Origin of the sequence: Mangrovibacterium marinum (assembly GCF_003046625.1) — a bacterium.
Taxonomy (GTDB): Bacteria; Bacteroidota; Bacteroidia; order Bacteroidales; family Prolixibacteraceae; genus Mangrovibacterium; species Mangrovibacterium marinum.
In genome coordinates, this window is the sequence record NZ_QAAD01000014.1 from 1 (window position 1) to 26334 (window position 26334).

Sequence of the window (26334 nt, forward strand, 5' to 3'; positions counted from 1 at the left end):
CTTAAATTCTTTGTCAAACTTCTTTCTCATAGGACTCATAATATAGGTAAATAAATTATACTTAACCTACCGTCCAGTCAAATGTAGCAGTTCCAAGGTTCCAGTCACCGCACATACCTGAATGGTGCTTCTATCTACAATCAAGGCAATTACAAGACGCCTTTCGGAACTGTGGAGGTCGATCTGGCTCTTGCCAATGAATTGATTGAGCAGTATTCGTTTTTCGACTATGTTGAGGAGGCGCACGAGCGGGAACATAGTTTGGAAGTGCAGCTGCCTTTTTTGCAGTACCGGCTTCACAAGCCTTTCAAAATTGTTCCGATTATTATGGGAACCCGTTCGGCTTCGATGTGTCAGAAAATAGCAGATGCGCTGAAACCCTATTTCAATTCGCGGAACCTGTTTGTTGTGAGTAGTGACTTTTCCCATTATCCGGATTACGAAGGAGCTAAAGATGCAGACTCAACAACGGGAGCGGCTATTGCGTCCAACTCGCCCGATGCTTTTTTGAAATCCCTGGAAGAAAACGAGTCGAAAGGAATTCACGGATTGGCAACCAGCGCTTGTGGTTGGAGCTCCATCCTCACTTTGTTGGATTTGAGTTCGCAGGTTGCCGATATGAAAGTGGAAAATGTCTGCTATCAAAACTCCGGCGATTCGCGGTATGGCGACAAATTGCGGGTGGTTGGTTATCACGCTTTTGCATTTATCCGTCCACAAGTAAGTGGAGATTCCGAAGAGATGTTCTTGTCGAATGACGATAAAAAGATCTTACTGCAGCTTGCCCGGCAATCAATCGAAGAGAAGCTCGGAACAAAAAAGCCGGTGAAGGTGGATGAATCGCAGTTTTCAGCGTCGTTGAACATGCCTTGCGGAGCTTTCGTTACCCTGCATAACAACAAAAAACTTCGGGGCTGCATTGGTCATCTGCAATCCGACAAACCCTTGTGGAAGACGGTTTGGGAGATGGCCTGGGCTGCCGCTTTATTGGATTCGCGCTTTGAGCAGGTGGACTCCAGCGAACTGAATTACATCGATATTGAAATTTCAGTGTTGACGCCGTTGAAACGGATTCAGTCCATCGATGAGTTCGAACTTGGCAGAGATGGAATTTTGATGGAGAAAGATGGTCGGCACGGCACCTTATTGCCCCAGGTTGCCGACAAAACAAATTGGACGAAAATCGAATTTCTGGAGCAGTGCGCTAAACGTAAAGCAGGAATAGGGAAGGATGGTTGGCAAACTGCCGAACTGTATACTTATCAAGCGATCGTCTTTAGCGAACATGAAATTTTAGAGGCTCCGTAATGAATATAGCCTATCCCTTGTTCCCGGTGTCAGTGATTATTTTGCTGGCTTATGCCATCAGCTCTTTATTTACCCGGTGGGGAATTTATAACAGCCGATCACATCGCAAGGTTTGGAATGTTTTGCTGTTGGTTACTTTCCTGGTTTCCGGGCTGCTGGGGCTGTTAAGCGTCGTTAAGGTCAACTACAAACTTGAAATTCCGCATTACGATCAGTTAATGCAATGGCATGTCTCCCTGGGAATTGGAATGGTCATCATTGCTTTCTTTCATTTATCGTGGCATTGGAAATATTATTTCAGTCTGAAAAAAGAGAAGCCTGCCAGCGATCAGGCTCTTCCCCTAACGGAAAGATCTGCGAAAGTCTTTCCTCACTTTGGCATCCTACTATTCTTACTTGGGCTTTTGGCGGTCGTTAATCAAGTTGTTTTCATTCGCGAGTTTATGAGTGTGATGGCGGGGAATGAGCTGATTCTCGGAATTGTTATGTCGGCGTGGTTATTGCTGACGGGCTGGGGAGCTTATGTCGGTAAGAAAGGCATCCCTAAGGGATTTTCAATATTTCGTGCCATGGCTATGCTGGCGGTGTTGTCCTTGTTGCCACTGGTTTTAATCGCCCTATTGTATTGGCTGAAAAGTCAGCTTTTTCCGCCGGGAACAATTACAAGTGTTGGCAACGCTGTTACGGGGACTTTCCTATTGTTGTATCCGGTTTGTTTCCTGTCCGGCTATCTGTTTACTTTGTTTTCATCAGGCTTCTCCGTTACCGGTCATCAGAATCGGATCGGAAAGGCTTATGCCTTGGAATCTTTGGGAAGTTTGTTCGGAGGGCTGCTTTTCAGTTTTATTTTAGGTCGTTTTTTCAATAGTTCCCAGGTTTTCGGAATTACGGCAGCATTGGTATTTGTGGTTAGTAGCTGGATTTGTGAGAGCAAGTTCCGGCGGATTATTTTAATGTTTAGTGCGGTAGTTGCTCCAATGGCAATTTTTCTTTTGAATCCGGATACAAGGATCAAACAATGGCTGTATCGTAGTCAGCAGATCATTCAAAATAGGAGCACGCGCTACGGAAACCTGATCGTTACCCGGCAGGCCGATCAGCTTAATTTTTACGAGAATCATAGTCTGCAAATGTACACGGGCAATTTTATGGCGAATGAGGAAGCGGTGCATTTTGCCATGCTTCAACATAAAAAACCACAGCAAGTGTTGCTCTTGTCGGGTGGTGTTTCCGGGATGGTTCAGGAAATCAATAAATATCCGGTTGAAACAATCACTTATCTCGAATCAAATCCGGAGGTGTATAAGTATTGGAAAGATGAACAGGGGCAGGATTTCTCTAACGTGGAATTTGTGCATTCGGATATTCGTACATTTCTTGCCAGGACAAAAAGTACCTATGATGTCATCCTGATGAATCTTCCTCCACCTTCGACTTTGGGGAATAACCGTTTTTATACGGAAGAATTTCTCCGGATTATCAAACAGCATTGTTTGCCGGAAACAGTCGTGTCGATTAGTTTGCCTTCAACGATGAATTATACTGAAGAGAATATCTTGCACGAAGCTGCTTCGCTTTCGAAAACCTTGTCAATCTATTTCCCGAATCAGCTGGTGCTGCTTGGGGAGAAGAATTATTTTCTGGCTTCTTCAGCTGAATTGTCGTCCCGAATCACCGAGTTGGTTGATCGGGCAGGCATTGAAAACGAGTATGTGAACTCCTATTATTTCGATGACTTTTTGCTGCAGCAGCGCTCGCAGCAATTGGAAACGGAAATCAGAAAGGCGACGCCTTTTGTTGAGGTCAATCGCGATTTTCATCCGTACATGTTCATTAAGCATACGCAATATTGGCTCAGTCATTTTGGGACAAACTACACGCTCTTGGTTGCTATTCCATTCGTGGTTTTTTTGCTGGTTCTGTTTAAGTTGGACACCGTTTCGTTGGGGCTTTACACAGGGGGATTCTCTGCAGCGGCGCTCGAGATCTGCTTGATGTTGGCGTACCAGGTGTTCTTTGGAAGCCTGTACCTGGCAACGGCACTCTTCTTTGCTGTTTTTATGGGAGGCCTGGCTTTGGGAAGCCTGCTGCGGCGGATTCCTGTTCTGTTCCCCAAAATGAAAAGTTATGCGTTGCTTCAAATCCTGATCGCCGTATTTGCACTGCTGATTCCCTTGTTGATTGCCCTTATCGAATCCGTCGGAAGGCAAGGCATGCTTTTGCAACTCTTTTTCTTCGGACTGGTGTTGCTGTTAGCCTTTGGCATCGGTTACGAGTTTTTCCTCGCCTCGCTATTGCGGGAATCAAGTTTCGCTGAAACGTCGGGAATCAATTACAGTACCGATTTGCTCGGCTCTGCTTTTGGCGCATTTTTGACCAGCATTCTTTTGTTGCCCGCTTTGGGCTTATTCGCCACTTGTATCATCATAGGCTTGTTGAATATCTTCAGTGGTGCCAGAGCATTCTATGCCGTTCGTGGCTGAATCTTTTTACAGGGGCAAGTCGTAGCCTAAAACGGGAGGTTGAACGGAAAATGAAATTGACCAAACGTGCTTTTTTGAAGACAATGGTTATGGGAGCAGGAGGAATAGCATATACCGGTAGCGAGGCTTTTGGCGAAGAAAAACCTTCTTCGGGAATTAAAAACAAATGGACGCACGAGGCGCTGTTTTATACCGAAACGCCGAAGGGAATTCGTTGTTTGATATGTCCCAACGAGTGTGATATTAAAGAAGGTGAAACCGGGGATTGCCGCAACCGAATCAATAAGGGAGGAGTGCTTTACTCAATGGCCTATGGAAATCCTTGCGCCGTTCACATCGATCCGATTGAGAAAAAGCCCTTGTTGCATTTCCTTCCGGGAAGTACGGCCTTGTCGATTGCCACGGCAGGTTGTAACCTGGCTTGCCTGAACTGCCAAAACTGGACAATCTCGCAGAAAAGCCCGGCTGATACCGATAACCAGGATTTGATGCCCGACAAGGTTGTGCAGGCTGCTATCGATAATCATTGTGCATCCGTCGCCTACACCTATACCGAACCGATCACTTTTTACGAATATACTTACGATACCTCGGTACTTGCCAGGCAAGCCGGAGTTAAGAATGTGATGGTGACTGCCGGCTATATTAACAAGGAACCTTTGTTGAAATTATGCAAGGTAATTGACGCAGCTAATGTCGATCTGAAGTCGTTTAGCAATGACATCTACCTGAAATTGAATGCCGGGAAGCTCGACACCATTCTGAATACTTTGGTAACCATGAAAGATGAAGGTGTTTGGCTCGAAATTACCAACCTGGTTGTTCCCTCGTGGACCGACGATCTGGATATGATCAAACGGATGTGTGGCTGGTTGATGCAGAACGGATTTGAGAACTACCCCTTGCATTTCAGTCGGTTTCATCCCACCTATAAACTCACGCAATTGCCGCCAACGCCTGTAACCGTTCTGCAAAGTGCCCGCGATATTGCCGTGGCCGAGGGGTTGCATCATGTCTACATTGGCAATGTTCCCGGACTGGGCGCCGAAAACACGATTTGCCCGAATTGCCATCAACTTGTTGTAGAGCGTAAAGGCTACCGAATCACGCAACAGCACTTGAACGATGGTCGTTGCGAATTTTGTGATACGCCTGTTTCGGGCGTGTGGTAACCTGAATTGTAAGGCAACGGCCAGTCATCCCGTAAATCAACTGTTTAAAACCGGAACATGACTATTGAACGGATTTCGATGTTCGAAAAAATGTCCGAAATAGCGTTTTGATGAATAATAAAGCGCCATCGTAGATAAAAGATCCATTAGTGTCGAATAAAAATACGTCATAAAGCGTGAAAAACGCATCATTGAAGATGATAAATACATTATCGAGAATGAGAAATACATTATCGAAGAAAAGAGATACGTTATCGAAGATGATAGAGACATCATTATAGGTAAGAAATACGTTATTGTAGATAAGAAATACTTCTACTCTGACCTGTAAATTCCGTTCCTTTGTCAACAGCCGCAAAATACAGACAGGTAAAATCAGACGGTAGAGCAGAAATGTCGCCTGCCCGGTTGTAAAAACCGAGTTTCAAGGCTTGTTGGCTTCATTGCTGTTTCGGAAATTTATTTTCGCGCCAATGATTTCCGCCAAACAGGGAATATCCGTATTTTTAGGAACAGGAGGAAGCTGAACTATGAAAAGTGAATTAATTGATGCGTTAAAATTGAAGATGCAAGCTGTTGCCGTAATCCTGAGTGACGATAAACCGGAGGATGGCTTGCACTTTAAAGATAACCGCATGGGCGGTTGTGTGGCAGCCATGCTGGTTGCGGCCAGTAAAAAGAACCGGCTGGCTTATTTCGATCGGAACAGCTACAGCTGTCCGGGCGGAGGAACCGGTTTGGGCTTCGGCGATTGTTACGGACAATTTCCGATTGATTGTCTGCTGTCGACCGGTAATATGGCCTTTGCCGAGAAAATGGGGAAGGCCGGAGCATTAATGGAAGAAGGAGAACGATTTTATGAAAATCCGAAGGTTGCCCGCAATTGGGTGAACTCCGTTCCGATGACCGATGTTCCGACTAACTATGTAGTATTTAAGCCCTGGAATTTACTGGCAGCGGACGATAAACCCGAAATGATCATCTTCTTTGTGAATCCGGATCAACTTTCGGCACTGGTGGTGATGGCCGATTATAGTCGCGGAATGAGCCAGAGTGTTATCGCACCCTTTTGTGCTGCTTGTCAATCCATCCTTTTTGGCTACGAGGAAGCGCAACAAGAAAAGCCCCGGGGAATTATCGGCTTTTTCGATATCGCAGTTCGTTCGCATGTCGACCGCGATATGTTGACTTTTACCGCACCCTATGCTTTGTTTCAGGAAATGGAACGAAACGTGGAAGAAAGCTTCCTGAAGAAACACGCCTGGGAGAAATTGCAGGAACGACAGTAATCGGCTTTATTTCGACCATTTGACAGGATAAGCGCTTTAAGTTAGTCTGTAAACCACCTGATTTTCAATTTACAGATAATCGCTTATCTTTGCGCGCTCATAAAAAAACATTCCGGGACCTTGGTTTCCGGGCCATTCAAAATCAACAAAATGAGTATCGAAAAAGCATTGAAAGACCGCAGTGGTTCGGTTTGCGAACTTTGTGGTAATACCGAAGGGCTTAGCGTTTATGCCCTTCCTCCGGTAACCGAGAATGACAGCGACAAATGTGTGTTGCTGTGTTCAACCTGTAACAGCCAAATTGAAGAGCCGGAAACCATGGATGCCAACCACTGGCGTTGTTTGAACGACAGCATGTGGAGCACTGTTCCTGCTGTTCAGGTGTTAGCCTGGCGTTTGCTGAATCAGCTGAAGCAATTCGATTTGGTTGACATGATGTACCTCGATGAGGAAACACTGGCCTGGGCCAAGTCGGGTTTAGTTGAAGACGGAGCGAAACATGTTGACAGTAACGGTGCTGTGTTGAAAGCCGGTGATAGTGTTGTTCTGATCAAAGATCTGGTTGTGAAAGGAGCTGGTTTTACAGCCAAACGCGGAACCGCTGTTCGTAACATCTCACTGGTTGCCGATAATCCCGAACATATTGAAGGAAAAGTAAACGGTCAGCAAATCGTGATCTTGACGCAATATGTGAAGAAGTCGAACTGATCCGACTGACACCGATATTAAAAAAGGCTCCAATGGGAGCCTTTCTTGATTAAGTAAACTATTGAATTGTCAGTACGGTAATTGCTACTACTCAACTACCCTTCTTTCAGGAGATTTCTAAATAAACTTTTCGCGTTTTTGTAAGTTAAACAACCCGTACAAGATGAAAACCACGGCTCCGGTTGTCAGGAAAATCCGGTTTTTCAAGGCAATACCTTCCCAAACCACTTCGCTCATATTCCGGGGAACATTAAACGGATTCAGAAAAATATTCCACATTGTACGCTCTGTGACGTTTTGCAAAAACAGTGCCAGAACTCCCAATATGACCATCACAACTGCTGTTCCGTTTCCGTTTTTGATGATCGTGGAGAACATGAAAGCCATACTTCCCAGAAAAAGTACCGGGAACATGATTTGACCGGTCATCTCCACCCGGTTTATTGGTGCCAGAAAGACGTAGCTCAGCAACGAAAATCCGTAAAGGATGAGGGCTATCAATACAAAAACCAAGACCAGACGAACCAGCCATACTTTGTAGCGGTAGTCGGGTATTCCGAACAAAATTTCCAAAATCCCGGCATCCACATCATTCTGTATGCCGAAGGTCATGGGGTAGAAGATGAGCAGGATGGCCGGAAAGAGCAGGATGCCGTAAACGAACTCCTCGTCGGGGGTGGCGCCGTTAATCACGCCCATGATGGCGATGAAAATATAAAAGGCCAGCGCCGCCAGCAAAAACCAAATAAACCGTCCGGCAAAGATGATGCGGAAATTGTATTTGATCATGCTTGCAATCAGGTTGGTGGTATTCTTTATTTTTCGTTTTTCCATTATTTCAAGTCTTTAATCAAACACAAATAAGCATCTTCCAGCATCGGTTTAACTTCAATGGCATCCGGTGCAGGTTTTTCTTTGGCCAGTATGCGTAGCCTGATTTTATCATCAACCCGCATGTGGTGAACAACCATTTGTTTGTTGGGCATTTTGTCAAATTCGGAAGCCGGGATATCGTATTGCCAAACCAGCTTTTCGGCCAGGTCAACCATGTTCATCGGTGTTCCGTGGTATTTCACGCGTCCGCGGATAATCACAGCCACCTGGTTGCACGAGCTGGCAATATCTTCGATAATGTGAGTCGAGAAAATGACGATTCGCTCGCGGCTCAATTCAACCAACAGGTTCCGGAAGCGAATCCGTTCGCGCGGGTCAAGTCCGGCTGTCGGTTCATCCACTACAAGGATGCGTGGTAAGTGCAACAGGATTTGTGCAATACCGATTCGTTGTTTCATACCGCCCGAGAAGGAGCCAATTTTTTCAGTGCGTCGGTCGTACATGTGAACAGCCTTCAATACATATTCCAGGCGTTTGTGTCGTTCGTCAACATCGGTCAATCCTTTCAGTAGGGCCTGGTATTCCAGATAGTCCCAGGCCGGCATATTTTCGTAAGTGCCGAACTCCTGCGGCAGGTAACCGATTAAGCCTTGCAGCTCTTCGCGTTTTTCCTGCGTGTCGATGCCGTTGATCCAGATCTTTCCGTAGCTCTGTTCCAGAATACCACAGATCGTTCGCATCATGGTCGATTTACCGGCACCGTTAGGGCCAAGCAAACCAAACATCCCCGTCTTGATTTCGAGTGAAACGCCGTTGAGGGCTTTGAACGGCACCTTGCGTTTCCCGATCAGCGGAATTTGTTTCACCACCCGGTAAGTTGTCCGGCGCAGTGAACCGAAACGCCCGGTAATCCGGTCGACGTTCACTTGTTCTTCGTACAGGCGTTTGGCCGTGACTGAAATTACCAGTCCCAGATACCAAAGCACAGCAAGGGCGATAACCAAGCCAATGTATTTGGTTTTTTCGTAGAGGATGACCAGTTCAACAAGGGGCAAAATCCAGAAAAGGAACAGATGACTCCATTTGTGCAGGAGGCGATGGCTTTTTTTCTGGCTTGCTTCAATCTGATTGTTGAGGTAGATGAGTACCGGTTTCCAGATTGTGAGTACATAGAAGTAAACCATCAGCATCATGAAGGCAATCCAGAAGGCTTGGCCCAGGAAGAAGAAGGTGAAATAGATCAGGAAGGCCAGCAAGGGCACTTGCCAAACCAGTTGGTCGAACTCGCGCCAGCTGCGGAACTCTTTTTCCAATCCTGCCCGGCGGCGAATGTTCAAACCGCCGATCCATTCGCGGGAGAAACGCCCCGGACGATCGTAAATTTTTACCAGGTTTTGTATGCGGATATGCACCCGTTCGTCCGGATCGATGAGTTTGGTTGCGGCTTTCTTCAAGCTGTTCAGTACAAACCAGCTTGTTCCGGGGATCAGCACAACAGCCAATACTGTATCGAGCATTTGCCAGGTTAGGTCTTCAACGCGCGAATAAATCCAGACGAAGGACGCCGCAATAAGTACCAGCTGAACCGTTTTCAGCTTCCAGTTGAGGGAGTAGAACCACTCCAGTGCATTTTCCAATCCGGAATACATGGTTGGGATAAAAATAAGCGTTAGCAGCGTGCTCAAAGCCAGACCACCAATGACGATAATGGCGAACGGAGCACCGATAACACTCACATATTCTGCTTGCCCCATGGCTAATGGAACCATCGCAACAATTGTTGTAATTGCCGTGATCAGGATCGGACGCACGCGCGATAAGCCGGCCATCATCAAGGCTCGTGAGCGACGGTAGCCGCGTTTTCGCAAAATGTTACTGTAGTCGATCAGGATAATTCCGTTGTTGACCACGACGCCCAATAAGATCAGGAAGCCAATCATGGTGTTGGCGTTGAACAGGCTGTTGCCGGTAATGATCAGCGCAATTAACGATCCGATGGCAGCCAACGGAATCGAGAACAACAGTACAAAGGGCGTAACAACCGATTCGAAAACCGAGGCCAGAATCATAAAGATCAGCAGGATGGCGGCAACGATCATAAAGGTAAATTCCTCCAGATCATCTTCCTCGTGGATCACTTCAGCAGCCATGCCGGTTGGGAAGTTGTAGCTGGCAATCAGGTTGTCGATCTCGTAACGGTACGAAGCCAGAATATCGTTGGAACTTTGTGCCTCGCTGTCGAAGCTGTAAGTAATCTCGATTTGTTTTTCCTGGTTCACCCGGTTGATGGTTGACAAGCCACGGGCATAAACCAGTTGTGTGAAGTTTTGCAAATCGTGCAATCCTCCGCTGGCATCAGCCACCTGAACTTTTTTCAAATCGTCCATGGTGCGGGTGTCTTCCTCTTCGTCCTCATCTTCCTGGTTGATGATGATTTCGTATTCATCGGTTCCCTGGTTGAAGGTAACGCCGGTGGAAATTTCACCGGAAAAGGAATTTAATTCACTGGCAACATTGCCCAAGGTGATGTTATATTCGGTCATCAGCAGCGGATCGAAGCGCATGTGAACCTCGGGTTGGTTGTCGGAGACGTTGAGGCGGGAGCTGTTGATGATATCCATGTCGTCGAGGAAGTATTTCAAATCTTCAGCTACTGTTTGCATCGATTCAAAATCCTGTCCTTTCAGCACGATCCGTTCCGACTCGCTACCGATTCCCAGCAGCCGCTGGAAGTTGGCCATCATGTTGCCGCCACCTCCTCCGAAGCCACCTCCGCTTCCCGAGCTGCTTTCTTGCATCGAAATTTCAGCCGGACGAATATCTCTGACCGACTCGTAAACGGCCGTTTTAATCTCGGCAAAGCTTCGGCCGTCAACTTTCTCGTAGTCTTCAACCAATTTCAAGGTTACATTGGCCGATTCTTCTTCAATTCGGCTGACAACATCCAGTTTTTCCGGTACATCGTTAAGCTTCTCTTCAATTTTTTGCACCGTTTCGTCGGTTTTCTGAAGGCTCGACCCGGTTGGCATGGTGATGTATAGCTGAATTTCGTCGTTTTCAACTTCAGTTAGTGAACTAACACTTACGGTAAGCGCCAGAAAAATCGTGATGAAGAAAACGGCTACGGCTCCTAACACGGTTCCTGCGGGATTTCGCATACACGATTTCAGGAGCAACAGATAAATCTGCACCATTCGGTTGTTGGTTGTCACTTTCTCGAAGGCAATTTTTTGGCTTCGGCGACCTCTCAAAATAAAGTGAATGGCCATTGGTACAAAAAGCAAGGCCACCACCAGCGAAACCAACAAGGTTGAAATAATGGATACGCCGACGTTTTTACCGAGCATCTCAATCATGTAGTTGCTCGAAAAAACAAACGGAAGGAAGACAGTGATCGTGGTTAGGGTGGCCGCTACGATAGATCGCCAAACTTCGGTTGTTCCCTGCAATACAGCTGTGTCCGGTTCAACACCTTTGCCGGCCAGCCGGTAAATATTTTCGAGCACCACAACACTGTTGTCGAGCAACATCCCGACGGCCAGTGCCATGCCAACCAAGGTCAGGCTGTTGAGGGTGATGCCGTAGGCGTAGAAAAAGTTGAACGCCGTGAAGATGGAAACCGGAATGGCTAAGGCAATGAACGCCACAATTCGGGCATTCTTCAGGAACATCCACAGTACAAATACAGCCATCAAACCTCCAATCAGGGCCAGGTTAATAATTTGGTTGATGTTGTCTTCCATCGTTTCGGCCGAGTTGCTTTGAACGACCAGTTGAACATCTTTGGTCTTCAGTTTTTCATTCAGCTTGTTGATTAAGGCCAACGCTTTGTGCGATAGTTCAATCTGGTTAGCCTGCGAATCGTTCACCAATTGAATGGTAATGGCATCCAGGCCGTTTACGCGGCTGTAGCTGGTTTGCTCTTTCACGCCAAAGCGGACTTCGGCAATATCTTTCAGCAAAATAGGACCATCGGCAATAACGAGGTTTTCAATATCCTTGACTTCGGAATACTGAGCCGTAACGTGCACGAAGTAAAGCTGATTTTGCTCGTACAAGTTCCCCACATAAGTGCGCGATTGGGCATTTTGCGATAAAGCCGAACGAATGGTGGCCGGCGTAATGTTGTAAGCCTCACAGGCTCCTTTGTCGGGAATAATCTCAATCGACTTTTCCTGCCCACCGTAAACATTCACCCCGGCAATGCCGTCGAGGTTTTCCAGTTCACTGGTAACTTCTTCGTCAACCACATTGCGTACCCGATCAACACCGCCGCTGCCCCGTGCCTGCAATTCCATGAACTGGTTGTTCATTTGCGACAGGTCGATGCGGTTTACATTAACGGTTATGCCGTCGGGCATGCTCGATTGCATTTCATTCACCTTTTCCTGCAATTTCAGGTAGGCAAAATTGAAATCAACATCCTTCTGGTAATAAACAACGATGCTTCCCCGGCGGGAGTTGATGGTGGATTCGAGCGATTCGATACCCTCCAGCGTACTGATGGCTCCCTCCAACGGAATGACAACCTCATTTTCGAGGTAGGTCGGGTCCGATTCCTGCGAGGCTGCCGCCTGCACATACAGGAACGGCAATTCGGCGTTGGGAAGAAGCTCCACGCTCAGCTGCTTGTACGACACATACCCCAGCAGGGTAAGGCCGATAAACAGCATGCTGATCATGGTTTTTCTATCTATTATAAATCTCATAGTTCCGGTCCTTCAGCTGTGGGTTTTACAAAGCGGTCTTTAATGCTTTCGAAAATTTCGTACACACAAGGGATAACCACCAGCGAAAGCAAGGTTGAGGTGACCATACCACCAATTACGGCCAGCGCCATCGGCGAGCGTAATGAAGCACTTTCGCCAATGCCGAGTGTTAGTGGCAGCAAGGCCAGAATGGTTGTCAAACTGGTCATCAAAATCGGTCGAATGCGTTGCTGTCCGGCTTGCAAAATGGCATCGTGCCGACTGAGACCTCCTTTGCGCAATTGCAAAATCCGGTCGACCAGAATGATGGAGTTGTTCACCGCAATACCGGCCAGCATGATGATCCCGATAAAAGCCATCATGTTGAACGATTTCCCCATGAAGAAGAAGGTTAGTATTGAACCAACAACGGCCAGGGGAATGGTCAGCAGAATGGTGAAGGGATGCAGTAGTGATTCGAACTGCGAGGCCAGCACCATGTAAACTAAAATGATGGATAATAGCAGCGCGAAGCCTAAGCTCTGCATCGATTCCTGCCGTTTGGCTTCCTCGCCGCTGATGTTTATTTTGTAATCCAGCGGAAGGTTGATCGGAGCAATAACGGCTTTGATTTCTTTCACGGCTTTGTCCAGCGGTGTGTTTTTATCGAGTTGGGCGGTTATTTTGCCAATCCGGTTTTGGTTGCGACGGAAGATCTCTTTGGGCGATTGTCCCATTTTAATCTGAGCCAGTTCGTTCACGTAGAACTCTTGGCCGTCGCCGGTAATCTTCAGGTCGTTGACGTTGGCCAGGGTCTTCTCCGGCAATTTTAGGGTGATGTCCTGCATTTCGCCCAATCGCTCAACCTGACCGGCTGTTTTCCCGGAAAGTTGATCTTCAATTTGCGATACAATTGAGCTTACACTCAGGCTGTGCATGCCGGCACGCATGCGGTCAACCAGAATCTCAAGTTCGGGGGAACCTTCTTCCATCGACGATTCAACGTTGTAAATTCCGTCCAGCCCTTCAACCTTGCTTTTCACCTCCGCAACAAGCGTCTCAATTTCATCCAGCTCGCTACCCTGCACTTCAATGACCAGCGGAGGATCGTCGGTACCCATAATGCTTTTCAGGGCCGTTTCGTCCTGTTTATAGCTGATCTCCATCTCGGGCAACTCGCCCAGCGTTTTACTGATGGATTGAATAGCCGTTGTCGAGGCAATCTGGCTGTCGTCTTTCAGAATAACTTTGACCGTTGCCGTGTTTTCACCCTCAAAGATGGAGCTTGCGCTGGTGCTCATACCCGAGGAAGGGCCGATCTGGCTGTACACAGCATCGAGGTTGTCGCCGAGTATCTCGCTGATGATGCCTTCAATGTTTTCAACAGCCGAGCTTGTTCGTTCCAGGCGTGTTCCTTCGCTCATTCGGATGTCCAGACTAAACTCGCGGGTCTCGGTTTTCGGCATAAATTCGGTGCCAATCATTGGAACTAGAGCTGCTGATATACCCAGTAGAATAACTGAAAGCAAGATCACCATCCACCGTTTTTTCAGTATCTGATCCAAAAAGCGACCGTAGCCTTTTACTTCAACGGTGCTGACTTTTACCTGTTTTTTGTTTTTGTAGAACAGGTTGAAAAGCATTGGGATGACCAGAATGGCGACTGCCAATGATGAAACCAGCGAGAAGGCAACCGTCCAGGCCTGATCTTTAAACAACTCGCCCGATGCGCCATGTAAATAAACAATCGGCAGGAACACCACAATGGTCGTCAGCGTGGAGGCAATAATGGCCCCGCTAACCTGCGAGGTGCCTTCAATGGCCGCATCCTTCACCGACATGCCCTCGTCGCGGTTGCGGAAAATATTTTCCATGACCACAATGGCATTATCCACCAACATACCGGCACCCAACGCCAGACCACCCAAGGTCATGATGTTTAGGGTGAGATCGTTAAAGTACATCAGGTTGAAGGTGGCGATGATCGAAATTGGAATGGCAATACTGATGATGAGCGTACTCCCGATTCGGCGGAGGAAAAGGAATAGTACAAATACAGCCAGTAGAATCCCCAGCAGGGCGGAGTTTTCAACTTCTCCGATGGCTCCCTGAATGAAAGTTCCCTGGTTGGAAACAATGGTGAGATGATAGCCGGGAAGTGCTTTTTCGATGTTGCCGATTTCCTTACTGATTGCTTCAACGGCCTTTACGGTGTTAAACTTGGTTTCCTTGTAAATTGAAAGCCCCAGACAACGTTGGCCGTTCAGGCGCACAATATTATCCGGCTCCTTATTTTCGATGGAAATTTTGGCCACTTCGCGCAAAAAGATTGGCGCATAAGCGGCATCGTCATTGTCCGATTGCACTTGTTTGTAGCCAACAATCACATTTTCAAAATCACTCACATCGGTCAACAGGCTAATGCCTTTGACCACGTAACGGGTGCCCATTTCTTCGATACTTCCGCCCGAAATGCTTTGGTTGAAGTTGCTGATTTTAGTGGAAATGTCATCCAGCGTTAGCCCAAAAGCATCCAGCATGTACTGATTGGTTGCAATCAGCACCTGCGGTTCTTCGTCGCCGGTTACTTCAACTTCGGCAACCCCTTCGAGGCGAACCAGCTCGTTGCGGATATAATTTTGAGCCACTTTGCGGAGCTCATTCATGTCGTCCACATTATCGTGCGTAAGGCCGATTTCGATTACCGGGCTTGTATTGGGATCGTGCTGGGTGATGTTTATTTCATCCAGGTCTTCGTTTTGTGCAAAGGAAGAAACCGCTTTCTGGAGATCCAGAAAAGCGTCGTCCATATTTTTGTTCCAGGCATATTCTACGGTAATTTGCGCGCTGCCCACTTTCGAGATGGAGGAAACCTCGACCACGTCGGACTGGCGGATGGCCAAAGCCTCGAGGTTTTCCACAAATTGCTTTTCGATTTCTTCGGGCGGACGTTCGCCGGCTTCCAGCTCAATGAACAAACGCGGATTATTCAGGTTCGGAAAGAGGTCGATCCCCAGCTTGTCGTACGAGATATAGCCCAGCAGTATGATGCCGAACACAATCATCGAAATGGTAACCGGGAACTTGACCGAAAATTCGCTTAACTTCTTCACGGCTCGGCCCTTTCTATTTGATGATTTTAACTTTTGAACGGTTGCGCAGGGTTTCAAAACCTTTCACCACCAGCCGATCGTTTGCTTTCAGCCCGGAAGTGATTTCAACGCGGTCGTTATCTTCGTATCCCAGGGTGACTTGTTTCTCTTCGGCTGTACCTTGTGTAACCACATACACCATTTTTCCGCGGCGGTTGGATACAATCACCTTCTTGGGAATTACAACCACGCTGTCCTTTTTGTCCAGGATGATTTCGCTTTGCACGAACATCCCCGGGCGCAATAGTAAATCGGGGTTTTCGATTTCCAGCTTCCCGGTAAAGGTTCGGGTTTCGGTGCTGATCGCCGGCGACAATTGGCTAACCTGGCCTTGCAGTGTGTCGTTCGGAAGCGTGTAGTTCATCACGCGAATGGCCTGTCCGCGCTTCACATCATTAATATATTTCTCTGGCAGGTTTACTTCCAGCAATAATTCGTCGTAGCTCATCAGGCTTACAACCTTAGTGCCACTGGCAACGCGTGTTCCCGGGGTGTAGGTCGGGAGGTCGGTAATGATACCATCGAAGGGGGCTTTAACCTGCAATTTGCCAAGCTGAATTTGTGCCAGCTCGTAGCTGTCTTTAGCATTCACCAGCGAAACTTCAGCGTCGCTCAGCTCGCTTTGTGTTACGCCACCTTTGTCGAACAGTGATTTTTGCTTCTGATAAGTTTGCTCGGCAATCTGCAGGCTCAGCTTTTTAGCTTCCAGTCCGATGCCGTTGAGGTACTCGTCGTCCTTCAGTTCGATAATGGACTGCCCTTTGCGGACTTTATCGCCCAAGGCAAATTTACGGCCGGTTTGCGGGTTTACTTTTAGCATGTAGTCGCCGCTTGTTTCGGTTGTTAATATTGCTTCTGCCGAGGCTGTTACGGTGCCTGTTGTGCTGATGGTTTGTTCAATAGATCCCGGTTTGATGTCTTCAACTGAAACGGGGATGGCCACATCGGTTTCGGCATTGCTGCTTTGGTTGTTACAGGCGGCCAGGGTCAGTAGTGCAAAAAATGCCAGTGGTGTTAATGTTTTTATATTCATCGTGTTTATTTTTTTTCTGTTTATATCAGGTTAAGGCTATTTCTTTTTCGATGAGGATTGAAGGAGTTCTTCGGGAACAATTGCCTCGCCGTGTTCAAAGTCGTACAGGGTTTGAATTTTGAGGTTCAGCAATTCAATTTTATAGTCGATCAGCGCTTGTGCGTAGGACATCTTTTGGGTTGAAAGCTGTGTTTGGTAGAGCCCCAGATCCATACCGGTCAGGTCGCCGTTGCGATAACGTTCCTGGTTAATTTCGTAAGTAAGCTGGGCGTTGCGTTCGTTTTGTTTGGCAATTTCAATCTGCATTTTCTGGTTTTGCAGGCTGCGGTAAGTCGAACGGATGTCGATGATGATCTGCTTTTTTTCTTCGTCCAGATCCAGTTCTGCTGATTCAATAACCGCTTCCTGCGCTCTGATGCGCGCTTTTTTCTCCCCCCAGTCAAACACGGGAACATTAAAGGAAACCGACACTTGCGGGTTGCGGGTGGGATTGTTGTAAATGTCGGCCAGTTTTTCGTTTTCACCAATTAAGCCAATCGAAAGGTTTACATCGCCTTTGAATTCGTTTTGCGCTTTGGTGGTAATTAAGGTAAACTGGGAGTTCTCGATATCAATCTCACGCTGACGGATTTCCATGCGCGATTTCAGGCCGTAGTCAATTGCCTTTTGCATATCCACTTTCACCTCCGAGGCGTTAACATCGGCCATCACGGCAATTTCCTCGAAAATGTCCATCCCGATGTATTGCTTAAATTGGTCTTTGGCATTGTCGAGGGTAACCTGCTGGTTTTGTACATCCGACTGAGCTTGTGCATAGTTTAGCTCCGCCTGGTACAGTTCCTCTTTGGCCGACAAACCAGCTTCCACTTTGTTTTTGGTGATCTCGTAGGTTTCCTTCGTGTTTTTAAGCTCGTCCTGTGAGATGGAGAGACTCATCTGGGCCAGATAAACATTGTAAAAGAACTGCGTAACCTGTTTTTCAAGATTCAGCTTTTGCATGGCATAACTCAGGTTCGAGTTTTCCAGGTCGAGCTCCAGTGTTTTCAATTCTTGTTTTAGTTTGTTGTAGGTGAAAAGGGGTTGGGTTACACTAAGGTACAGGTTGTTTGTGAACGCCTCGTTTTCGAGTCCACTGGAGGTACTGTTGCTTTTTTGCCAGCCAAAGCTGTTAACCAGCGAGATGGTTCCATCGGTAACCAAAACCGGTTGCTCAATGGTGAAAGTGCCGTAGCTGGCCAGGTTCTCGTTGGTATACCAGGTTGAAGTATAATCGTCGAATGAACGGTTTTTACTGTAGTCAACAGGGGTAAGGCTGAGTGTGAATTGTGATTTTAATGCTGCTTTTTGGGCTTTCAGCAGTTGTTGCGAGCGTTCCAAATTCAATAGTGAAGTTCGGATTGAAGGACTGTTTTGTTGGGCAATCTCCATGGCTTTGTCGAGCGTGAGGATTTGTTGTGCCGACAAAAAGCCGCCGGGCAATACTGTACAGAAAAGCAGAAGCTTGATTTGGGTTAGAATGGATTTCATTATCGATTTTGTTTTTTACTGTTTTATCAATTTTATGGCATCGGCAATAACCATGGTGCCGGTGTTTTCGTTGGTCAGTTCAACCAGAGCGGTGTCGGGCGAGAAATAGTAGGCACCCAGATGGTTCCAGCCGTCTTCGGCCGACTTTAGGTCAACATTCATTTTTTCGTCGCCATCGTCGTGGTGGATAATGTAATGATATTCACCCGGGTTTCGGTTGCGTCCCCAGCCCCGTTGATTTTCTTTCGAGATGTAGGTATACACATCGTAAAATCCGGCTTGCTGAATGGGAATATTCCATTGTGCCTTATGGCTGCCGTCGCCCGACCGGATGTAATAGGCCGAGCGGATATAGGCGCCATAAAAGCCCGAGTTGGTGGTTAATGTCCAGTTAAGTTCCGGTCGCCAGCGGTTGAAGCCCTGGTAGCGGTCGGCGTTGGGCTTTTCGGGAATCAGCAGCTTTTGTAACAAGCTCACATCGCTGGTGCCAGTAACCGTAAAGCCCGGATCCTCATTGTCCAGGATGATTTCGTTGTCTTCGGCAATGTGAACGGGAGTGTCCACGATTTTTTCACCTTCATAAGGTGTTGCCTTTTGGTCTTCTTCAATATTATCGAGCGGAAGGTTTATTGCTGAAGGAATATTTTTGGATGCCAGGGTGTTGATGCTTGCTCCGCGGGGTGTGCCCGACAAAAGGAAGCTCACCTCCTTGGTTTGGTTGCCGTCCAGTTGTATCAGCTTGGTGATATTGTCCGATGAGCTTCGGTTGCGTCCAAAGCCTCCGCCGGTTCTGAACTCAACCGACAAAATGCCTTCGGTATCCTCGGTGTTGCTGACTTTCAGTTTAACCATTGTTTTCAGTTGGTCGCCATCCAGCACGTTTACAGCCGATACATTGCCGATCAGGAAGGCCGGCAGTTCGGTGCTGCTAAACCATCCTTTCATATAGGGGATCAGGTCGAAGCCAAACTGGCTGCGTACCCGGCGGTTGAAATCTTCGATTGAGGCATTGCTGAATTTGATTTCGTTCAGATAGTCGAAGAGGAAATCCTCGAATGCGTCATCGCCGGCTTTCTTTTTCACCAATGAAAACAAGGTTGTCCCTTTCAGCTGAATGACATTATCGATGATTTGTTTCTTTTCCGGATCCTTCAGCAAATCTTCGAAACTGTTGGAGAGTAAGGCCAGGTTGGCTTGTTCGTCTTCCGACATTCCCTGGATGTCGCGCATCCAGCCCATCTGATTGTTATCAAGACTGCTCTCCTTGTAACTTTCGAATACGCGGTCGGTTACCGGCCATTGCTCCGAGCTAATGTAGTAGGCATAGTTGTAAAACAGCGGGAAAGCGTAATAGGTGTTCTGGGTTTCTTCGACCTGCATCTGGCCACCCGAGCGGCTGAAGTTTGGTCGTCCCGAGGCTCTGGTAAACGAGGAGATGAAGTTTTTCAACACCTGAATTTTCTTTTCTTCGGGGGTCATCTCCTGGCTTCGGTCGCGGCGTCCCCATCGTCCCATATTGCTGAAACGTCCTTCAAAATCGGCATCATCCACCAAAACTCCTTTCTCGCCAAAGAGCACCATTTCCGGTTGCATTTGTTCCCGGGTGCCACTCAGCACCCGTTCGTAACTGTAAAACTGAACTGGCGTTTCAACCAGCGAGAAGCGTTCGAAGGGATAGTACAGGTCGAGCGATCGTTCAAAGTCTTGCAGGGCTTCGGCAACAACTGCCGGTATGGTGTCCTTAATGTCTTCGAAAAAGTTGGTGAAGTAATCGTGTCCTTTCTGGTAATAGATATTGAAGTCCAGCCCGTCGATGTTTTGTTCCAGCAGGTTGTACTCGCCAATGACCAGAGATATCTGTGAGTTAGCATGAGTCGACTCAAATTTGAAGGTGTCTCCGTCCTGCTCAGCCTTACCCTGCGAAATTGCTGTCAGCCCCGGAGTTGTTGTTACTTCCAGCTTGTAATTACTGAACTGGCGGGCTAACCACTGACTGTTTGTTTTTCCATAGCCGGCTCCCGGAATAGGGTACCAATTGGCTTCCCGGGTTAACAGCACGTAGTCGGGTGTGAGAAATGCATATCGTTTGTCGATTTGGTACATGAAGTTTTTGAAGGCCTCGGCCCGGGTTTCTTCATCAATATCCAGGAAACAGGCTGCTTCGTTGATGTGCCCTTTGTAGGTAAATTCAAATTCGGCTTTTTCCCCCGGCGAAAGCTCGAAATTCGTTAGCGATACGACATTTAGCTTTTGGTCAAAGGCCTGTGGCTTTCCGTTTGCGTTGAGTTGCTCAAGTTGAAGACCCGGATTCAGACTGAAAATTACCTTTTTCAAGGTCGATTTCTGACTGTTTTTAACCTTCAGTTTTGCCGTTACTTCAATTTGGTTGCCTTCGTGCTTTAAGCGGATGTCGTAGTCGGCTACGTCGACTGCTGCCGTTCCCAGGTAGCTCTCATTCAGCTGAAGCATATCCTCGCGGAGATGCTGGTCGTTCATGAATCCGTTGACATGAGAATAACCTAAATAAAGTCCAAATAGTACGCAGACCGTTCCCAAAATGTTCGAGATATACCGAACGCCATCGGATTGCGGCAGACGTTTCAGAAAAAGGACGGTGTAGAAGATAAATCCCAAGCCGAAGAAGAAGTACATACCCCGGTGGATGAGCAGCGTCGGCAGGTTGCCAAAGCCTACAAAATCGGAGTAGGTCAGGGGGATGTTGAAGGACATATAGTCGAACAGGTAATAAAACTTATCCTGCAGGTAAAACAATGAAATGGCGACATAACCAAGCATCACCACAAAGGTGATCGCCTGATTTTTCAACAGCGACATCATCAAAAACGACAAGCCCATAATGAACACCAGGGTGGGGATGCTGATTAGCAAAAAGTAATAAAGGTAACTGGCAAGGTTAACATCAACGTTTTTGGCAATCAGGTTGAACAGAAGCGTGATGGCTAAAATAATCAGGTTGAGCACCAGGAAAACGCCGAGGTTGCCGATGGTTTTTCCCATCACGTATTCGCCGTTGGTCATCGGACGGACATAGATGACATCGGTGGTGTCCAGCTTTTTATCCCGTTTCAGAAAGTCGCTGGCCAGGAAAATTGCAATAATTGCCTGAACAACATTTAGCATCAACAGATTGACGTAGGGGATGTTGGCTGGTAAGGCTTTCAACTGCCACAAGCCCGTACCTCCGTTGGCCTGAATAAGCGTTCCGACATTGAAAAAGGTAAGAACAACGATGGCCAGTATCGAGAAAACCCTGAAAAACCAGCTTCGGAGCAGTGTCTTGGTTTCGTACTTGGCAATTGAGTTTATATAGTGCAGAGAGATCATAGTTTGTATTTGTTGTCGTTAGCTTTCTGTTTTTATTGCGGGTTTTACTTCAAGTCAACCCCGCAACAACCTGTTATCTTTTTCTTTTGCCTTCTTCCTTTTGCGTTCTTACACAGCACTCCACTGGTTTAGCTGGTTTTCCATGAAATACACGTAAGCATGTTCCAGGTTTGGATCGATATTGTGGCCGTAATAGCCGTTAATCTGATCGGCAACCACCTGAATTTCCCACCCCTCGGGCGTAGGCACCGTTGAAATAACCGGGTACTTCTCGTTAATCTCCATATATTCGCTTTCGGTAGCCTTAATGAGCCATACCTTGCCATTGGCTTGGCTCACAATGTCGTCGGGGGAGCCGGTGTAGGCCAGTTTACCTTTGTTCAGCAGGGCCATACTGGTACAGGTGCTCGAAATGTCGCCGACGATGTGGGTCGATAGAATGATGGTCACATCGTTTGTTGAAATGGTTGACAACAAGTTGCGGAATCGGATTCGTTCTTCGGGGTCCAGACCGGTGGTTGGCTCGTCAACAATGATCACCCGGGGACTATTAATCAGAGCCTGGGCAATTCCCAGACGTCGCTTCATCCCTCCCGAGAGGCGGTTGGCCTGGCGGTCGCGTGCTTCGAACAGGCCAACTTCTTCCAGCATGCGGTCCACCTGCTCAGCTCTTATCTTTCGGTTTTTAATGCCCGACAGGCGTGCGGCATAGTCCAGAAATTCGTAGGTCTTCAGTTTCGAGAAAAAACGAAAATCCTGGGGCAGATAACCAAGCATCTTTCGGATCTCTTTGCGGTTTTTAACCAAGTCGAGGCCATCGATGGTGACCTTACCCGAGCTGGGTTTCATCAGGGTGACCAAAATCCGCATCAGGCTCGACTTGCCTGCGCCGTTAGGTCCCAGAAGGCCAAACATACCTTCGTTGATCTCCAGGTTGATGTCGTTGATTGCCCTGTTTCCGTTCGGATAAATCTTACTAAGACCTTCAATACTAATCTTCATGCTGGTACTATTGAGTTACAACTATTGCGAATAGTCAGAATTACATCTCCTAAGACTGACCGTTTTTCGAATCGTTTAATTGAACGTACAAAAGTTAACAGAAAAAGTGTGAATTTTACTATTCTTCGACAAACTATCGGATTTTGTCGGTAAACGGGGGGCTGAAATTTGTTCATTTGATTGCTTCAGAAACTATTTTGCAGCGGTATTGGAGCACAAATGTTAATTTATTTGCCTACGATAATCATTTTTTGGCTTAATAATTGTCCTGAATCGCTCAACTTCTGATAATTTTATAAAGCACTGGCCGGTTGAATAGCTCAGTATCGGCTTTTCTTTAAAAACAGATCCATGACAACACGAACTAAAATTGGAATACTTTTCATCTTGTTGCTATTTGGGGCAGCAGGCGGAAATACTGCTTTGGCCTGGAGTCCTCTCAAGCTGGGCTTGAAGCTGGATTCCTTGTTCCATCAACCGAAGCGTTATAGTTTTTTCTCAACGCGTTATCATGCAGGCCGTGTTTTGCAAACAAATGATTTTCTGCGTGGCGAGAATCTTCGGGGTAACCCGATTAACTCCTTCAACGCAATCGCCTTCAGTTATGGGGTTCAAACTGCCGGCCAAAAAGAGTGGCATCATATTCTGAACTTTCCCTACTACGGATTCTCTTTTTACAATGCCGATTTTTTCAATTCTCAGGAGCTCGGGTATCCAACCGCTTTAGCCGGTTTCATGGGCTTTCCACTGGTGCGCGGTGCCCGCTCGGTATTTGGTTACGAACTGGGCTTTGGGTTAAGCTACAACTGGAAAGCCTACGATGCGTACCGAAACCCATTTAATGTGGCAATTGGCTCGCACCGGACGGTTTATGTTGATGTGAGCGCTTTTTACAGCTACGATCTGACCAAGCGCTGGCAGTTAAAAACCGGATTGAGCTTTACGCACTTCTCGAATGGAGCAACCAAAAAGCCCAATGCGGGAATTAACCTGGTATCGCCTTTTGTTGAGGTGAATTACAGTTTGCGCGATCGCCCCCTGCTTGTTCGCGAAGCTCAGCCGGCTTACAATAAACAGCTGGAGCTGGCCTTGCAGCTGGGAGCCGGGAAAAAGCAGGAAATCTACCGCAGTCCGGATGACGAAGAGTTAAAGACGGTTGGTAATTTCTCGGTGATCAATATTTCGGCAGCGCTGCTGAAACAGTATAGCTGGAAAAATAAATTTGGAGCAGGCGTCGATCTGAGCTACGATACGCAGGGCAATGTGGCGATAAACTACGACAGTAGCGGGCTGCCAATTGTCGAGAAGTCGGACAGGATGATTGACAAGATGAGGCTGGGGATTTACGGAACCTACGAGTTTTGTGTCAACCGCCTGTCTATTGCTTCGTACCTCGGGGTTTATGCATTGCGAGAATCATACGACAGTGAGCCGCCGCTGATTTATCAAAAGTTTGGCTTGAAATACCACTTCCGCAACGATATGTACATCGGCTTGTTGGTCAGGGCGCACAAATTTACCGTAGCCGACGTCATTGAGTGGAATGTTGGCTATCGGCTGCGGTGGCGAAGGAACAACTAAGCGGACAGCTAGGGTTGGTAAGCCGAGAAATTCAGAATCTTTTTACTGTCTTTCTCCTGCATTAACTGAGGGATGCTCACGCCCGGATTGTTTTTCATGTAAGCTTTTACAATTTGCCATCCCAGCCAGCAACCGGTTCTTCCCGGTGAGTCGGTTGTAAAACTCGATGTGTACGGAGCATCATCAGTGTAGCGGATGATGTCCATCCGTTCGTTGGAGAACAGCATCCGGTGCTCGGCCAGATAGGTCCAGATGGCATTTTCGCGATCCTTGCAAAAAGCCAGTTGCTTTTGGCTGAAGCCGATTTTCAGGCTGTCGGGGCAGTCGGGCAGAACCGCATCGAGCAAGTAGAGTAACTGCCCTTCGTAGATCATCCGGTCAATCAGTTGCGGGCCGTAACCATCAAATGGAAATTGGGTCATGCACCAGGCATACAGGGCTTCGGGAACAATTCGTCCGGGATGCATATTTTGTTGCAGGTATTGCGGAATGCCCAGACGGGGGTAATAGTCACAGTCGACCCCCAGGTATTTGTCCAGACCGATGCCCATCAGACTGTCAGTCATGACAATGGATTGGTTGAAACCACTGTTGCAGCTAAAAACCTCGGGAATGGTTTTCTCGGGGAAATAATAGTGGAAATAACGAAACGCTTCGGTAAGTTGCTCTTCCAGCTGTTGTTGGTCAATTTGCGTATTAATTTGGTTATTGACCTCCAGCATGAGCGAGTCGTTCACGAACGAGGAAAGGATGTCGGTGAATCCCGAATCTTCGGGAAAACCGATCCGGATTACCTCGCTGCTAAACAGGGGCAGGATGGAAGGGTATTTTTTTTGAAGTTCCGGCAAAGCCTTTTGCAGCGAGTCGCGGCTGGCAAAAAGATCGTTGCCGAAGCGATGCAGTTTGAAATTGATGTGGGTATCCGACAGATCAACTTTAAAAGGATTGCGTTGGCAGGCAGCCAACACAAAAAGCGCACAAACAAGCAACAGGAACAGCTTCTTCATATCTCTGTATTTTCAACATGGAGTATTCAACGGAAAAGCCTTTGGCAGCGCAAGACAATCCATTGAACGGTGTTTTGAAAAAAATATTTCAGCGATGATAGCTAAAAAAGGCTATTCTGTCAAGTCCGAAACGGGTAAATAAGTGCCTGCAATCGCTAGTATGCCGCATCCAGCAGTTCCCACAATTCGCTTTTTACCAGAGTGCGCAGTTGGTTGGTTTTGTGGCGTATATCGTCGACCTTCCGGTGTGGGTGAGCGCTTTTTATGGCCTTCTCGTAGTCGGGCAGGGCAATTTGCGAAAAGTTGGCCAACTCGTTGATCGTCATATATTGGTAGTCCATTCCATAGCCGCTTGGGTACAGGCGAGCCCAGACAGACCAGCCGGTTCGTGTTCCCGACTGAATCAATAGCTGGTGAACGGGTTTCCAGATTTTGTTTTCCAGATCGCGGTAGGGCAAATCGTTCCCTTGTTTCACCTTCATATAGTCCACCTCCAGAAACTTCGGATCGCCGCCTTCGCCGTTTGGGACAATGAAATTCTGTTGAATCAGCAGATTGCGGATGACCAGCTCGCGGCTTTCGTCGGTTTCCGTCAGCCAGTTTTCAACATCTTTGTCCGGATGAACGGTCAACGGATCAATTGTTCCGGGCTGTTCCAGGTTTTCGGTTTGGTTGAACAGCGTTACCGTGGCATAGTTGTACGGATCGTTGCCTGCCGTGTAGCGTATGCGATAGAGCATCCAGCCGACAATTTCACCTTGCCTGATGCGTTCAACATGAACCGGTTTCCAGAAGTTACGTTCCAGTTCAATATAGTTCCACTCCTTGCCTGGTTTGGTTTTCATGTATTCAACAATGGCATACATCGGTTGCTGCGACAACACCAGTAGCGGGGCGAGAGAGAGCAGCAGCGCCAGCATAAGCGGTAGCTTTTTGCGCAGGGAAACAGAACAGGTTATGGTCTTCATGCTAACGGTATTTCAGGTTCCTGTTTTGTTCTATACGGGCTGCCTGTTGTTTATGTTGGTTGAAACAGACCAAAAAGTCTGAATACAGCCTTTGACTAGCAGGCGTTCCCGGAATAAACCCTGCTGCACGAACGTTAAAAAAGCAGCGTAGGATTGGGATTATCAAAATATTGTTCGAGATTTGTGAAAAGCAATTCCAGGAAGACGGCCGATAAGAGGCTTATCCGAAAACAATTA

General features: G+C 47.4%; 15 protein-coding genes and 1 pseudogene. 7 read left to right on the top strand and 9 right to left on the bottom strand.

The features are described 5' to 3' along the window. Window positions 1-108: 108 nt before the first annotated feature. The 6 genes and pseudogenes from amrB to C8N47_RS13115 all read left to right on the top strand — a co-directional run. Window positions 109-696, top strand: a pseudogene (gene amrB, locus C8N47_RS19010) (AmmeMemoRadiSam system protein B); the annotation flags it as partial. Between the two features lie 45 nt (window positions 697-741). After that, window positions 742-1308 (top strand): AmmeMemoRadiSam system protein A, encoded by a 567-nt coding sequence (gene amrA / locus C8N47_RS19015; protein ID WP_281257131.1) that lies wholly within the window; start codon window positions 742-744, stop codon window positions 1306-1308. Then, entirely contained in the window at window positions 1308-3791 is a 2484-nt protein-coding gene (locus C8N47_RS13095) for a spermine/spermidine synthase domain-containing protein (RefSeq protein ID WP_107823025.1), read from the top strand. Before amrA ends, C8N47_RS13095 begins: the two co-directional genes overlap by 1 nt. 83 nt (window positions 3792-3874) lie before the next feature. Further along, on the top strand, window positions 3875-4963 hold the full coding sequence (gene amrS, locus C8N47_RS13100; protein WP_245915717.1) for an AmmeMemoRadiSam system radical SAM enzyme: 1089 nt from the start codon (window positions 3875-3877) through the stop codon (window positions 4961-4963). Window positions 4964-5493: 530 nt separating this feature from the next. After that, window positions 5494-6252: a DUF169 domain-containing protein gene (locus C8N47_RS13110; protein WP_107823027.1), complete on the top strand. Its 759-nt coding sequence runs from the start codon at window positions 5494-5496 to the stop codon at window positions 6250-6252. A 150-nt stretch (window positions 6253-6402) separates the two neighbouring features. Then, entirely contained in the window at window positions 6403-6960 is a 558-nt protein-coding gene (locus C8N47_RS13115; RefSeq protein ID WP_107823089.1) for a PhnA domain-containing protein, read from the top strand. A 117-nt stretch (window positions 6961-7077) separates the two neighbouring features. Here C8N47_RS13115 and C8N47_RS13120 read toward each other — a convergent pair whose 3' ends face one another. The 7 genes from C8N47_RS13120 to C8N47_RS13150 form a co-directional block, all read right to left on the bottom strand. Further along, a complete protein-coding gene (locus C8N47_RS13120) occupies window positions 7078-7794 on the bottom strand; it encodes a hypothetical protein (protein WP_107823028.1) in 717 nt (238 codons plus the stop codon). Continuing rightward, on the bottom strand, window positions 7794-12503 hold the full coding sequence (locus C8N47_RS13125; RefSeq protein WP_107823029.1) for an efflux RND transporter permease subunit: 4710 nt from the start codon (window positions 12501-12503) through the stop codon (window positions 7794-7796). The genes C8N47_RS13120 and C8N47_RS13125 overlap by 1 nt, the downstream gene beginning before the upstream one ends. After that, on the bottom strand, window positions 12500-15595 hold the full coding sequence (locus tag C8N47_RS13130; RefSeq protein WP_107823030.1) for an efflux RND transporter permease subunit: 3096 nt from the start codon (window positions 15593-15595) through the stop codon (window positions 12500-12502). The genes C8N47_RS13125 and C8N47_RS13130 overlap by 4 nt, the downstream gene beginning before the upstream one ends. Before the next feature lie 13 nt (window positions 15596-15608). After that, on the bottom strand, window positions 15609-16667 hold the full coding sequence (locus tag C8N47_RS13135) for an efflux RND transporter periplasmic adaptor subunit (RefSeq protein WP_107823031.1): 1059 nt from the start codon (window positions 16665-16667) through the stop codon (window positions 15609-15611). A 36-nt stretch (window positions 16668-16703) separates the two neighbouring features. After that, on the bottom strand, window positions 16704-18194 hold the full coding sequence (locus C8N47_RS13140) for a TolC family protein (protein ID WP_107823032.1): 1491 nt from the start codon (window positions 18192-18194) through the stop codon (window positions 16704-16706). A gap of 15 nt (window positions 18195-18209) precedes the next feature. Continuing rightward, a complete protein-coding gene (locus tag C8N47_RS13145) occupies window positions 18210-21539 on the bottom strand; it encodes a golvesin C-terminal-like domain-containing protein (RefSeq protein ID WP_107823033.1) in 3330 nt (1109 codons plus the stop codon). 108 nt (window positions 21540-21647) lie between these two features. Continuing rightward, window positions 21648-22541, bottom strand: coding sequence for an ABC transporter ATP-binding protein (locus C8N47_RS13150; protein ID WP_107823034.1), 894 nt, complete (start codon window positions 22539-22541; stop codon window positions 21648-21650). Window positions 22542-22892: 351 nt separating this feature from the next. Here C8N47_RS13150 and C8N47_RS13155 point away from each other — a divergent pair, with 351 nt between their 5' ends. Beyond that, window positions 22893-24122 carry an acyloxyacyl hydrolase gene (locus C8N47_RS13155; protein WP_107823035.1) on the top strand — a complete coding sequence of 410 codons (1230 nt, stop codon included), beginning with the start codon at window positions 22893-22895 and terminating at the stop codon, window positions 24120-24122. Between the two features lie 8 nt (window positions 24123-24130). Here the strand turns inward: C8N47_RS13155 and gldB are convergent, their stop codons facing one another. Together gldB and C8N47_RS13165 are read right to left on the bottom strand one after the other, a co-directional pair. Beyond that, complete coding sequence (gene gldB / locus C8N47_RS13160) at window positions 24131-25129, bottom strand: gliding motility lipoprotein GldB (RefSeq protein WP_107823036.1); 999 nt, start codon at window positions 25127-25129, stop codon at window positions 24131-24133. Window positions 25130-25284: 155 nt separating this feature from the next. Continuing rightward, window positions 25285-26097, bottom strand: coding sequence for a hypothetical protein (locus tag C8N47_RS13165; protein WP_146161530.1), 813 nt, complete (start codon window positions 26095-26097; stop codon window positions 25285-25287). Window positions 26098-26334: the final 237 nt, after the last annotated feature.

Excerpts from the sequence above, each read along its gene's own strand:
- C8N47_RS13135 (WP_107823031.1), bottom strand. The coding sequence starts at position 16,667 with ATGAATATAAAAACATTAACACCACTGGCATTTTTTGCACTACTGACC.
- C8N47_RS13140 (WP_107823032.1), bottom strand. The coding sequence starts at position 18,194 with ATGAAATCCATTCTAACCCAAATCAAGCTTCTGCTTTTCTGTACAGTA.
- amrS (WP_245915717.1), top strand. The coding sequence starts at position 3,875 with ATGGTTATGGGAGCAGGAGGAATAGCATATACCGGTAGCGAGGCTTTT.
- gldB (WP_107823036.1), bottom strand. The coding sequence starts at position 25,129 with ATGAAGAAGCTGTTCCTGTTGCTTGTTTGTGCGCTTTTTGTGTTGGCT.
- amrA (WP_281257131.1), top strand. The coding sequence starts at position 742 with ATGTTCTTGTCGAATGACGATAAAAAGATCTTACTGCAGCTTGCCCGG.
- C8N47_RS13110 (WP_107823027.1), top strand. The coding sequence starts at position 5,494 with ATGAAAAGTGAATTAATTGATGCGTTAAAATTGAAGATGCAAGCTGTT.
- C8N47_RS13165 (WP_146161530.1), bottom strand. The coding sequence starts at position 26,097 with ATGAAGACCATAACCTGTTCTGTTTCCCTGCGCAAAAAGCTACCGCTT.
- C8N47_RS13125 (WP_107823029.1), bottom strand. The coding sequence starts at position 12,503 with ATGAGATTTATAATAGATAGAAAAACCATGATCAGCATGCTGTTTATC.
- C8N47_RS13145 (WP_107823033.1), bottom strand. The coding sequence starts at position 21,539 with ATGATCTCTCTGCACTATATAAACTCAATTGCCAAGTACGAAACCAAG.
- C8N47_RS13095 (WP_107823025.1), top strand. The coding sequence starts at position 1,308 with ATGAATATAGCCTATCCCTTGTTCCCGGTGTCAGTGATTATTTTGCTG.
- C8N47_RS13155 (WP_107823035.1), top strand. The coding sequence starts at position 22,893 with ATGACAACACGAACTAAAATTGGAATACTTTTCATCTTGTTGCTATTT.
- C8N47_RS13120 (WP_107823028.1), bottom strand. The coding sequence starts at position 7,794 with ATGGAAAAACGAAAAATAAAGAATACCACCAACCTGATTGCAAGCATG.
- C8N47_RS13115 (WP_107823089.1), top strand. The coding sequence starts at position 6,403 with ATGAGTATCGAAAAAGCATTGAAAGACCGCAGTGGTTCGGTTTGCGAA.
- C8N47_RS13150 (WP_107823034.1), bottom strand. The coding sequence starts at position 22,541 with ATGAAGATTAGTATTGAAGGTCTTAGTAAGATTTATCCGAACGGAAAC.